Below are 12,150 nucleotides of genomic sequence, written 5' to 3' on the forward strand. Positions count from 1 at the left end.
TTTCGTTCTTAAATCCTAATCTAAGCCCAACCGTATCGACCTATTGACAAGGGTATAGCTGCTTAAAAACTCCTATTTTCAGCCTCTTTTACAGTTCACCTTTTACGATACACTTCTTTACACGAGGATCATTTGATTTGCCCTAAAACTACTGCTATCGCTTGATGGCAACGTGCAGCAGCACTCTATAAAGTGGCTATCAAAAGAGTGTTCATGAAGAAGTGTCTATCCAGTAAAAGTGTCCATCAGATTCGTCAATCACTAGTGTTATGGCAAACTATCGATCTATTCTGGCTTTGGTTCTGGCGATCGTCGTCGCTCTATTCCTTTGGTTTGGCAATCCGGCATCGACGAAGCCCGTCAAGCAAATCAGTTATACCTCTGAGCAAATTGCAGAGATTCAAACCTCAATGGATGCAGTAACGGAGATGCGCGATCGCTTCCCCGAACTTAAAACATTGATCGACAATAAAGACGATATGTTTACCCGCAATTTCATCCATGGGCCGTTAGGGGAAATGCGGGTTAAACTGAGCAGCGTTGCTCGCAATTTGTTGCCGGATGCCCAGAAACAAGCGCGTCAGATTGCAAAAGACGTCTCGAAAGACCTGGTTGAAATCGATCGGGCAGCGGCGGCAAGAGATTTTCCGTCGGCAACCCTGTATTACAACGAGTTGCTGAAGGATCTAGATGGGTTCTATCAGTTGTTGCCGCAGGCGTAACGTGAGAGGCTAGGGAGGTCTATGCTTACCCTAGGGGTTTGTCAGCGTTGACCATCTTACTAGCCTTCTCTTGCAAAAAAGCTCTTGCAAAAAAAGCTGATTCGTCTCTGCATTTGGCAACTTTAGAAGAGTTGTATCCTGCTTTTTATGACCAAGGTAACGATCGCGGGATGTGGCATTGTTGGTGCGATGATCGCCTACGAATTGAGCAAGATATCAGCCGTAGAGGTAACGGTTTTAGATCAGCAGCCTTTGCCTGTCGAACCCCATTTAAGAGTTTGCCCTAGCGCTACGGGGGCGGCGCTTGGCGTATTGATGGGGGCAATTAGCAAAAAAGAGAAAGGCAATAATCTGCGGATGCGGTTGTTTGGCATCCAATCTTACGAGCAGACGATTCCAGAGTTAGAGGCACTGACAGGTTTAACGATTCCGTTTAATCGTCAAGGCATCTTGATGCTTCAGTTTGACGATGATCTATCGAGTTGGCAGCGGCTAATTCCGATTCGAGAAAAACAAGGGTGGAGGGTGGAGATTTGGAACTGCGATCGCGTGCACCAAACGTTTCCTCACCTCGGTCTTGAGGGTGTCTCGGCGGCGGTGTATTCTCCGGGCGATCGCCAAGTAAATCCAGTTGATTTGACTCGCGCCCTCATCGCTGGAGCCAAAAAAAATGGAGCCGTATTCAAGTTCAACACTCGCGTTATTAACGCCACGGGGATTGCCGCGACAGGGCAAACGATTCACACGTCAGACGGCGATATTGCGAGTGATTACCTGATTATTTCTGCGGGGTTAGGATCGTCAGCGTTGACCACAGCTTTAGCGGCTCCTGTGGAGATTCGACCCGTGTTAGGTCAAGCATTGCATCTGAGGCTAAAACACCCGTTGAGCGATCGCGCTCTGCCTGTGGTTAGTGGCAATGATGTTCATCTAGTTCCGTTGAGCGATACAGAGTATTGGGTGGGTGCAACGGTAGAATTTCCGACCGAGGAGGGGATATCGCTACCGCCCAATCGTGCCATGGTTGAGGCGATGATGGATCAAGCGATCGCGCTATGTCCTGCGATCGCTCAGGCAGAAACCATTCGCACATGGCAGGGAGTGCGTCCTCGCCCTCAGGGTCGCCCTGCGCCAATTATCGAGGTACTTCCGGGATATCCCCAGATTTTGTTAGCGACAGGACATTACCGCAACGGGGTATTGCTGGCTCCGGCGACTGCTGCGAAGGTAAAAACAGCCATTTTTGGATTCCCAGATCAAACCATGATTTAACCCTCAAGTGGTTAAAGAATCGAGGGTCACCAAACAGTTTGGCTTGTTTTTTCAAGAATCGAACGGATCAGGCACAATGGAGGCATGAATCGAGTTGATTACCTCCGAATTAGTCTGATTGATCGCTGCAACTTCCGGTGTCAATACTGTATGCCTGAAGGAACCGATCTACAGTATGTCTTGCAGCAAAATTTGCTGACCCAAGATGAACTGCTCACGCTGGTGCAAGACGTGTTTATTCCGGTTGGGTTCACTCGATTTCGGTTGACGGGAGGAGAACCGCTGATTCGTCCTGATGTGGTGGATATTGTGCGAGCGATCGCATCTCTTCCCCAAACGCAAGATTTATCGATGACGACGAATGCTTTTCTGCTCGCTGGCAAAGCACAGGCTCTCTACGATGCTGGCTTGCGGCGCATCAACATCAGCCTCGATTCGCTCGACCCTGAAACCTTTAACACCATCATCGGGCAGCGCGGCAGATCTCGCTGGCAGCAAGTCTGGGATGGCATTCAAACTGCTCATCGCATCGGATTCAACCCATTGAAGCTCAACGTTGTGGTGATCCCTGGGGTGAATGATCACGAAGTGCTAGAACTGGCTGCCCTGAGTCGCGATCGCGATTGGCATATCCGATTTATTGAATTCATGCCAATCGGTAATGGTGATTTGTTCGCCAATAAGGGCTGGATCGATTCAGAAACAATTCGACAACAAATTAAACAACGCTGGGGACTCACAGAAGCCCATGTAAAAGGTAATGGTCCTGCGGATGTATTTAAAATTCCGGGTGCAAAAGGAACGCTAGGATTTATTAGTCAAATGTCAGAGTGCTTTTGCGATCGCTGTAATCGAATGCGCCTTTCCGCCGATGGCTGGTTACGTCCTTGCTTGCTCAACGAAATCGGGCAGCTTGATTTACGCACCGCCCTGCGATCGCAGGCTTCCCTGGCAGATCTGCGATCGCAGGTCAGCGATTTGCTCCTGCTTAAACCCGAAATCAATTACAAACAGCGAGCATCGGGCACCTTGGGCAGCTACGATCGCACCATGTCGCAGATCGGCGGCTGATTGCTTTTCTAAATCTAGATTTTGTATCTAGAAGCACATTTTCTCGCAAAAGTTGATTTTTCACCAGAAAAAACCGTCCTGACCCTGAAGGGTCAGATCCTGTCTAAAAAAGATTGCGATCGCGAAGCAAATTTGTCAAAATAAGTGGCGTTGAATCCTGTTTCATCTGCTGACTCCCTTTGGTCATCTACCACTGCCGATCAATTCCTCTGACAGGGTGAAGAAACTTTGAGCCATATTATGTACGATGTCAGCAGTCCAGTTTTATAAAGCGTTTGCTGCTTTTGCAATTAACAACTCAGCAATTAACAAACTCATTAGATTGATATATCTTAGGGCGACAGCTTAAATGCCCTGGTGATACCATTGCGGTGAATGCGTTTGAGGGCTTAATGTGATCCGTTCTGCAACACTCACTCCTCCGTCTACTTTGCCTTCTCTGCCTGACAATAATCGTCTTCGGCTGCTTTCTGGCTCAGCAAACGTTGCGCTTTCTCAAGAAGTGGCGCGTTATCTAGGCATGGATCTCGGTCCGATGGTGCGGAAACGGTTTGCAGATGGCGAGCTTTACGTTCAGATTCAAGAATCGATTCGGGGTTGTGACGTTTACTTGATTCAGCCAACCTGCCGACCCGTAAACGATCATCTGATGGAACTGCTGATTATGATCGATGCTTGCCGTCGGGCATCGGCGCGGCAAATTACAGCAGTGCTCCCCTACTATGGATATGCCAGAGCCGATCGTAAAACGGCTGGGCGAGAATCGATTACGGCAAAGCTAGCCGCAAATCTGATCGCCCAAGCGGGTGCAAGCCGCGTTTTGGCCATGGATCTGCACGCCGCACAAATTCAAGGCTATTTCGATATTCCGCTCGATCATGTGTATGGCTCTCCAGCCGTGATCAACTATCTCAAGAGCAAGCAACTTCCCGATATTGTGGTGGTGTCGCCAGATGTTGGCGGGGTTGCCCGGGCGAGAGCCTTGGCGAAAAAGCTTGATGATGCCCCACTGGCCATTATCGATAAGCGCCGCCAAGCCCACAACGTGGCTGAAGTGATGAATGTCATTGGTGATGTGGCAGGCAAAACGGCAGTTCTCGTCGATGACATGATCGACACAGCCGGTACGATTACAGAAGGGGCAAAGCTATTGCGTCAACAAGGGGCGCGTCAAGTGTATGCTTGTGCCACTCATGCTATTTTTTCGCCACCTGCGATCGAGCGCCTCTCTAGCGGGGTTCTTGAAGAGGTGATTGTGACCAACACAATCCCGATCGCAGAAGAAAATCGGTTTCCTCAACTGACCGTGCTTTCGGTGGCAAGTGTCTTAGGCGAAACGATTTGGCGGATTCATGAAGATACGTCGGTCAGCAGTATGTTCCGGTGAGACAGCATATATCTAAACCCACTCAGCAATCTAGTAGCTAACACTGCGCCATCCACACATAACAACCCCAATGACCGCCGACCATATCCTCTCGGCGGTCAAGGTTTTTGTGGTGAGAGAAACTTGGGCTAGCCGAGACGCGATCGCACTTTCGCAACCGCTTATGCTTGACCATTGGCAATTCTGGCACTGGCTCGTTTCAGCCATAGCCTTTCAGCATAAAATAAGTGATATATAAAGTTAGATGTCGTAAGTTTAATTTAGATTGCGTTTCTCACAAAACTTTAGCGAGGTTGATAGTGTTAAGGAACTCACTAAATGTTAGGAAGAGTTGACGTTATGCAACCTGCTCAAAAGCACCTTGGTCAGTCGTTTGGTATGGTTCTGTTGTTTGCTGTAACGTGCGTTGGCTTCATCGCACTGATGTCGCGTTTTGGCTAATCAATCCCCTAAATTGTTAACGGTCAGGCTGTTAAGCGGGTTAGGAACCAACAGATTCTCCTTCAGATTCTTCATATTTCTTCATACTTCCTTGGGTTTAATAGCTAGGCTTTCTCATATTACTAACCATAAAAATGGGCAGAAGCATTTTCAAGTTGCTCTGCCCTTTGTTTTTTGCGTGAATGCGATCGCTCTCAGCGTCCTAACCCCTCTTTCCCTGAAGAAAAGCAAAATTTCTAAGTCCCTCTCCCTGTTGGAAACGAGCCTGTTGACAAGCCGTCAATATCCTAAAGCCGTTGCAGCAAACTCAGACCATGAGTATCTGTGCCACAGGTGTTGAGCAGGTGATACTTTGCACCTAGCTGGTGAACATGCCGCGTTGCTTCCGGGCTGGGTCGCCAAGGCTTAGGGTTATTGTACGAATAGTAAGCTTCCACACCATCAATGCCAGAGTTGACGGCAGCAGGAATCAGATCATCGGGCAATCGCCGATAACGAGCGGGGTGCGCGAGTATGGCAAGCCCGCCCGCCTGGTGAATTGCGGAGATGACGTTCGATGCGATCGCGGCTCCTTCTAGCGGAGCGGCTCCTTTTAAATAAGATGCGATCGCCCGGTGCTGGGGATCAAACGCAAATCCGAGAATGTGAACCTCGGTGTCTAGTAACCTAGAGGTGATCTCAACCCCTGTCCACAAGTGAGGCATGGTTTGATCGGTAGACTGTTGCCATTCCTCAAGCCAGCGCTGAGCTTCATAAAACCCCGCGATCTGGTGGTGGTCAGTAATGGCAAACCCTTTGAGAGAAAGTTCGGTTGTCTGTCTGGCAAGGGATTCAGGATGCAACTGCCCATCGGAACAATGGGTATGCATATGAAAATTGTAGAAATGAGGACAACTCTCAGCAGTTAGCGACGCAAACACCTGCCGAAGAGATGCCACATCCTGTGCGGCTGGCTTCTCAAACGTTGGAACTGGAGCAAGATTAGCAGCCATAAGTGCCTCGAATCTAAACTGACTTATTCGTTTACTATTCTTAATTTAGTCGATCCATCGAGACCCTATCTTAGCAGCGCCCCACTGTTTTAACCTGGCTCTCAAGCGGTTGCCATAGAGCCATTTTGATGAAAGTGGCACATCAGCGACCTTTCTACCCAGAAATTGGTGGTAGCTTGTATACTCAATCCCCCTATATTCCGTGTTTTCCCTGTAGTTTTAGCTGTGCATCCCTAAGATGTGTTGGTCAATTCAGTAATAACCGCAATGACGAGCCGTTTCCGCCCCCAAACCATCGTTAACGTTGTGAAGTACTGACTTTTGGTTGAGTTCCTGAGAGCGTTGAATGAGTTCGGATATTAATGATGGTGGGTTTTCCCAACAGCTAGAGGCAATTCGTCAGCGGCTTACCTTGCTGCGCGATGCGCTCCGTGATATTCCAGAGGAGGATTTGGCGGCACAACCGAGCTTCAGTTCCGGCTTGCAGCGGCACGTTCTAGACGAGTTGCAGACGGCTCTGGCGTTGTTACAAGCGGCTCAGCTAACCATTCGGTCGCGATTTTCCCTAGCTGAAACTATGGAAATAGAGCGTCTGCAAACTTCCCTGCAAGAAAAAGAGATTTTGCTGCGAGAGATTCACCATCGGGTGAAAAACAATTTGCAGATTTTTTCGAGTTTGCTAGATTTACAAGTCATGCGATCCGGCGATCCGGTGGTGCAGGAATTGCTGCGAAATAACCAAAGTCGGATCAACTCGATCGCACTTGTTCATGAGCGGTTGTCCCACGCGGAAGATCGTTCTGAAATTAACTTGGGCGACTACATCCAAGGCTTAGCCGTGACGCTAGTTCGGATCAATGCGATCGATCCAAATCAGATCACGCTGCGAATCCACATCAGTTCCAGTATTCAAGTTTCTCCGGATCGAGCGATTCCGATTGGATTGATTCTGAATGAACTCGTGTCTAACGCGCTAAAACACGGCTTGCGAGACAGAGCAGGCGAAATTATTGTGGCGCTTGCCCAAGATGGAAGCGGGCAAGCGATGCTGAGGGTGAGCGATAGTGGCAATCAGATGCCTATAGACTTTGACCCCAACGCCGCAGAATCGCTAGGGTTTCAGTTGATTCGGTCGCTAGTGCAGCAAATCAATGGCACGTTAGACATTGAGCGGGGGACTCAAACCACGGTGAGAGTCGGGTTTAGCTAGTCAGGTGATGAACGTAGAGGTCTATTTCGTTAAACCGTGTTCTAGGGCAAAGCGAACTAGCTCGGTGCGGCTATTGGTTCCAGTTTTGCTAAATAAACGGCTGACATATTTCTCCACATTTCGGACGCTGGTTTCAAGGCGACGAGCAATTTCTTTATTCATCAAACCGTCTACCACCAGTTCTAAAACGCTCTGCTCTCTGGGCGTAAAGTCTAACTTAATGGGAGGTGGACTGGTTGCGATCGCACCCCTCTGGGTGAGGATTGCCCGAATTTCTGCAATTTGCCGCGACAAGTCTGCCACGTCTGAATTTTCGCCATCGCTGGCGGCAGCTTTAATGGCTGCCCGTTGTTGCAGCAAACGAGTGACGATCGCGACAAGTTCATCCGGGTCAAACGGTTTGGGCAAATAGGCATCGCAGCCTGCTTCGTAGCCTTGAATGCGATCGTTGGTCATGCCCCGTGCAGTGAGGAAGACGACAGGCAACGTTTGAAATCTGGGGTCTTCTCGCAACTGCTTGAGAAACTCGTAGCCATTGACTTGAGGCATCATCACATCGGTGATCACCAGGTCAGGCAACACTTTCTGCACAAGGTCCCACCCATCGCGAGCGTTGCTGGCGGTCTGCACCTCAAAGCCACTGTCTTCTAAGTAGGCTTGCACTGCCTCGCGAAGTCCTGGTTCGTCATCTACCAATACGAGTTGCCCCGGCATCGCTGATCCTCTAGTTTAGTTCTTTTAATTTAGCGAACTTTGGGCGCAAGGATGCAGTTTACAGCCATTCAATCTCTCGCGCTTGAGCGGGTAAGGCAGGTTGGCGCTGCCCGATCGCACGGGCTTGAGCACAAATTAAACCAATCGGCGTTCCAACCAACTCGACCGGCTCTGCTTTGCCCAACACTAGCTTTGCGGCTGAAATTGGCAGTTCTTTGACCATCCAGCGGGTGAGGCGATAAACAGATTCTTGCAAGGTGGGTTCGCGCATCAGATCTACCCCGTGGAGGTCGTGGAGATAACGGTTAGAGCGCCCATAGCGCTGCCACTGGCTCTTGAGTTCTGGCAAGGTGGCGCGGTGACGATGCCGGACGATCGCGCCGTCAGCAAACCGAAACTGCCAGGGGGTTTGTCTCAAGATCCGCCAACATATATCTGCATCGCCGCCTGTGGTTAAGTAAGGGCGAAACAAACCGACTTGTTTGAGAGCCTCTAATCGGATGGCAAGATTGGCAGTTTGACCGTAAGCACAAAACGAGTGCGCGATCGTATGTTTTTGCGATAGCGTTTCTTGCCGTTCGGCATGGCGCTCTAGCAGCGTCTGCCCTGGTAGCGCCTGAATTTCTCCAGCCACCAAACCAACGGTTTCGTCTGCAAACGGCTGCACCAAGGTAGACAGCCAGTTGGGTTGGGGGCGGCAGTCTGCGTCTGTAAAGGCGAGAATGGTGCTCGTTGCCGTTCGGATACCCAGATTCCGGGCGGCATAAGAACTTTGGATGCGAGGTTCGCTGAGCGCCCGGATGGTGATTGTTTCGGTTTGCATGGCGGCGGTGAGCAAGGCGGCGGTGCGATCGCGGCTGCCATTATCCACAAGCAAATAGTCAACCCGATCGCGGGGGTAATCTTGCGATCGCAGACAGGCTAGCAAATCCGGTAGATCGGCTTCACCGTTATAGATCGGTACAATCACAGATACGTAGGGCAGCAGTGGAGAATCCATACCAGTGCATCCAGGGTTCGACAGATAGGGCTTGAGTGGTAAAACGATTCAGATTATGGTTCTGCTATATCGTTCTTCTGTAACGTACCCGCATTCCATAAAGAATCGATGCCTAAAATTATCATTGGCGTCATGGGAGCCAGTAGCCACGCCACGCCGATCGAGATTCAAACTGCCTATGCTCTGGGTCAGGAAATCGCCAAAGCAGGTTGGGTTGTGCTGAGCGGTGGGCGCAACCTAGGAGTGATGGATGCCGTCAGCCGAGGCGCAAAACAGGCTGGAGGGTTGACCATTGGCATTCTTCCCCATCAGAACACGGTAATGTCTGACGCGATCGACATTCCCATCATCACCGACATGGGCAATGCCCGAAACAATATCAACGTCCTCTCTAGCCAAGCGGTGATTGCCTGTGGCATGGGAGTTGGAACGGCGTCAGAAGTGGCTTTAGCCCTCAAGGCAAACAAGCCTGTTATTCTGCTGACAGACGATGCCGTGAGCCAAGCGTTTTTTCGGCGATGGGGAGGCGCGCAACTCTCGCTGGTGCAGACTGTGGAAGACGCAATGAAGGCCACCAGAAACATTCTGAAGTGCCCAATTTGAAGGTAGTCTAAAACGCTTGCTAATTATTCTTCCACTTCTTGGCGCAATGTTTTAAAACTAAGGGATGGATTGACGTATCTTGAGGCAAAGATAACTGTGGCAGACCAACGTGATTCTTCTGAGATGGGCAACGCCGATCGCAGCAAAAACGAATTTCTATATCCCACCGCTCGCTATCGGGGAGACTTTACCCCAGAGCATCTTGCCTTCAACGCAAATCTGCAAGAATTTGCTCAACGAGTCTCGCTGTTATGCGGGCTAGAAACATCTGGCAAGATCCCGCCCCAGGAAGCCTATGACGAAATTAGAGAACTCTGGAAGCAGCTTAAAGAGTCGAAAAAAAACTTGCTGAATCAATTGAGCGATTCTGAAGAATAGGTATCCAAACACAAGTCTCTAAATACAGGTATTTAAACAACAGGTATTCAAACAGCAGCAAACGTGATGGTTAACCCCGTAGGAAACCAATTATGCTATGGCAAGCTTTTGGTGCACTCTTTCATGCCCATCGCACTTACGCTGGTGATAGGCGCAACGCATCCTGACTTTTCTACGCACCTACTTGGTTTGTAAGCCATACCAAGGATTGACCTGCAACACACCGCTTGGTTTAAACACCACTTTAAACGAAGCAACAGGTTCTTGTGGCTCGGCATTGGGTTCAGAGGGCTTACCCAACTGAGCAAGCGGCGTGTCTTTCACATAATCGCTAGCAATCTGGCTATCGGGTTGATAATCGACCACCGAACCGTCGGCTTTTACCCGCACTCGGTACACTAAATCTCTATCAAACGGGGGTGTCCCTCTCCAGTTTTGGTCGATCACGTCATACACTTTCGGCTGTAAATCTTCTAGCTGCGCTTTATCTGTAATTTCTCCTGGCATAGCAGGGACGGCAGAAGGGCTAGGCGTCACTGAAGGTGTTGCCGCCCCGATCGAACTTCCGGTCGGCGCAATTTCTAGCTTTCCTTGTGGCGTAAACACCACTTTATACTGTGCGATCGCTTCTTGTACCGGAGCGCTACTGGTCGGAATGTAGAGCAATTCGAGCAACGGTGTCTGACCAACATTCTTTAGGGCAGCGTCGGTTTCGGCTTTGTACCCCACAATATCGCCATTTTTGGCAACGCCCAACCGATACTCTAAGTTCTCGGTAAAGCGAGGAGAGGTCTTCCACTGACCGTTGATTTGGTCATAAAGCCGCTTGGCGATCGCATCCAACTCTTGAGGATCGGTAATGGCAGAGGCAGAATTCAAGGTTTGCTCTAGCTGCACCAAATCCGGAGCAGGACTTGCCGCCGATGCCTCTGGACTGGGGCTAGCAGCCTCAGAAGGACTGACAAACGGGCTGGCAGACGGGCTAACAGACGGGCTAGGGGGGCTGGTAGCTGCCTCAGAAGGATTGAGCGCGCCTGGGCAGTCTGTTGCTTCGGGGGTCAGGCACTCTGGCACTCTCACCTTGGGCGCTGGCAGGCTGACAAATGCCAGAGCCGCCAATGCCAAGCCAGACAGCCCGATCGTCGCGGGAATGGCTTGTTTAGCGATCGGTTCTGGGCTCTTGACATAGCGTTTCGGAACCGGAGCCAAATTGAGCGACCAAAAGGGCAAGGTCTGAGTATCTGCAACAAATTGGTCGATCGCTTCTACCAAATCAAACAATTGCACCGTTGTCAGGTTTACCACCTGCTGAGCCGTCATCGTGTTGTTTTCGTCGGGGTCAACACTCAGACGGTGATGATTGCGATCGAGGCGTTCTAGCTTCACAAACGAGGGGCGATCGCTGTAGGTATGGCGCGGTAGATGGAGTCCGCTTAAAAATTCTTGGGCATACAAACTCACCGCCGTCACCAGGCTTTCAAAAAATTCTCGACCTCCCAAAAGCGGCTTTTCCTGCCCTGGAAGATGGCATTCTGCATTGATCAGCAGCGACATGACCGGGCGCATTTCGCCCTCAGAAGCGTCGGTTTGGTCTGAGAGACCTTCTAGCACGAGGGTGCAATTTGGCAAACTATACTGGCGTTGAATCGTCATGACACTTCCCCATCAAACAAGCTGATCCACAAGCGCTGCATGCCAGAGGTTCCGGTGCAAAATAGCAACTGGCTGAGCAAGTCTAGCGCTAACTCGTTGAGTTTTTCATCCGAGCTATAAACCATCACCCCTGCCCGACGAGGATTCATTCGGCTTCGGAAATGGGCGCGAAACCGCTCTAGATATTCTGACAGGCGGAAGTGATGATCGGGCGATAATTCTTTATCGCTAAGTTGCTGATAAGCAAGCAGCAATTGACGAATCAACACAGTTAGCCGCCTAGCTAAGTAGCAGGTGACAACGACGAGCGCTTTGGCTTCGAGAATGGTCAGAGGGCGGCGTTGAGCGTAGCGACGGAGGGGATTTGTGCTACGCATCTGCCAGAGCACGACGCGATGTTTGAGGACGCTCCGTAAATCGAGATCGCTGGCGATCGCTAAAATCGCTTCCGATCCTCCCAGATCGAGGGCTTCGATCGCCAACAACAATAGATCAATCTGCAACCGCGTTCGACGAGGACACACACCCTCCGGCACAGGAGGATCGGGCAAATTATCCAAAATAATAGGCGTGGGAGGGGTTGACGGGGCAGATGGACTATTCAACTGCATTACGCTCACGGAGACACTCTTTCCAATTGCGGCTTAACTAATCACTGAGACAGGATATACCTGAATACACCAACAACGTTAATAGTTCCTGGTTTT

Annotated in this window: 13 protein-coding genes; 7 read left to right on the plus strand and 6 right to left on the minus strand. The window is 50.3% G+C overall.

Translation table 11 applies throughout. The annotated features are described in order from the left end of the window. Nucleotides 1–269: 269 nt before the first annotated feature. The 4 genes from psbQ to GS601_RS08185 all read left to right on the plus strand — a co-directional run bounded on the left by psbQ (nt 270) and on the right by GS601_RS08185 (nt 4,452). Complete coding sequence (psbQ, locus tag GS601_RS08170; protein ID WP_162422765.1) at nt 270–722, plus strand: photosystem II protein PsbQ; 453 nt, start codon at nt 270–272, stop codon at nt 720–722. A gap of 147 nt (nt 723–869) precedes the next feature. Then, nucleotides 870–1,994: an NAD(P)/FAD-dependent oxidoreductase gene (locus GS601_RS08175; RefSeq protein ID WP_162422766.1), complete on the plus strand. Its 1,125-nt coding sequence runs from the start codon at nt 870–872 to the stop codon at nt 1,992–1,994. 84 nt (nt 1,995–2,078) lie between these two features. Continuing rightward, nucleotides 2,079–3,065, plus strand: a complete 987-nt coding sequence (gene moaA, locus GS601_RS08180) for a GTP 3',8-cyclase MoaA (RefSeq protein ID WP_162422767.1) — start codon at nt 2,079–2,081, stop codon at nt 3,063–3,065. A gap of 394 nt (nt 3,066–3,459) precedes the next feature. Beyond that, nucleotides 3,460–4,452 (plus strand): ribose-phosphate pyrophosphokinase, encoded by a 993-nt coding sequence (locus GS601_RS08185; RefSeq protein WP_162422768.1) that lies wholly within the window; start codon nt 3,460–3,462, stop codon nt 4,450–4,452. Between the two features lie 30 nt (nt 4,453–4,482). On the opposite strand, the gene GS601_RS08190 is transcribed toward GS601_RS08185, so the two are convergent. Both GS601_RS08190 and GS601_RS08195 read right to left on the minus strand, forming a co-directional pair. Then, entirely contained in the window at nt 4,483–4,659 is a 177-nt protein-coding gene (locus GS601_RS08190; RefSeq protein ID WP_162422769.1) for a hypothetical protein, read from the minus strand. Nucleotides 4,660–5,180: 521 nt separating this feature from the next. Beyond that, nucleotides 5,181–5,885 carry a PHP domain-containing protein gene (locus tag GS601_RS08195; RefSeq protein ID WP_162422770.1) on the minus strand — a complete coding sequence of 235 codons (705 nt, stop codon included), beginning with the start codon at nt 5,883–5,885 and terminating at the stop codon, nt 5,181–5,183. Nucleotides 5,886–6,231: 346 nt separating this feature from the next. Here GS601_RS08195 and GS601_RS08200 point away from each other — a divergent pair, with 346 nt between their 5' ends. Beyond that, a complete protein-coding gene (locus tag GS601_RS08200) occupies nt 6,232–7,095 on the plus strand; it encodes a sensor histidine kinase (protein WP_162422771.1) in 864 nt (287 codons plus the stop codon). 21 nt (nt 7,096–7,116) lie between these two features. Here the strand turns inward: GS601_RS08200 and GS601_RS08205 are convergent, their stop codons facing one another. Continuing rightward, on the minus strand, nt 7,117–7,809 hold the full coding sequence (locus GS601_RS08205; RefSeq protein ID WP_162422772.1) for a response regulator transcription factor: 693 nt from the start codon (nt 7,807–7,809) through the stop codon (nt 7,117–7,119). Between the two features lie 58 nt (nt 7,810–7,867). Further along, complete coding sequence (locus GS601_RS08210) at nt 7,868–8,809, minus strand: glycosyltransferase family 2 protein (RefSeq protein ID WP_162422773.1); 942 nt, start codon at nt 8,807–8,809, stop codon at nt 7,868–7,870. A gap of 108 nt (nt 8,810–8,917) precedes the next feature. Here GS601_RS08210 and GS601_RS08215 point away from each other — a divergent pair, with 108 nt between their 5' ends. Continuing rightward, entirely contained in the window at nt 8,918–9,412 is a 495-nt protein-coding gene (locus GS601_RS08215) for a TIGR00725 family protein (protein ID WP_162422774.1), read from the plus strand. A 96-nt stretch (nt 9,413–9,508) separates the two neighbouring features. Then, nucleotides 9,509–9,790, plus strand: a complete 282-nt coding sequence (locus GS601_RS08220; RefSeq protein ID WP_338016993.1) for a DUF7219 family protein — start codon at nt 9,509–9,511, stop codon at nt 9,788–9,790. Between the two features lie 180 nt (nt 9,791–9,970). Here GS601_RS08220 and GS601_RS08225 read toward each other — a convergent pair whose 3' ends face one another. Both GS601_RS08225 and GS601_RS08230 read right to left on the minus strand, forming a co-directional pair. Then, nucleotides 9,971–11,443 (minus strand): DUF4335 domain-containing protein, encoded by a 1,473-nt coding sequence (locus tag GS601_RS08225; protein WP_162422775.1) that lies wholly within the window; start codon nt 11,441–11,443, stop codon nt 9,971–9,973. Beyond that, nucleotides 11,440–12,054 (minus strand): DUF3038 domain-containing protein, encoded by a 615-nt coding sequence (locus GS601_RS08230; protein WP_162422776.1) that lies wholly within the window; start codon nt 12,052–12,054, stop codon nt 11,440–11,442. The genes GS601_RS08225 and GS601_RS08230 overlap by 4 nt, the downstream gene beginning before the upstream one ends. Nucleotides 12,055–12,150: the final 96 nt, after the last annotated feature.

The sequence above is a fragment of the Myxacorys almedinensis A genome (genome assembly GCF_010091945.1).
In the GTDB taxonomy this organism is placed as follows: domain Bacteria; phylum Cyanobacteriota; class Cyanobacteriia; order Leptolyngbyales; family Leptolyngbyaceae; genus Myxacorys; species Myxacorys almedinensis.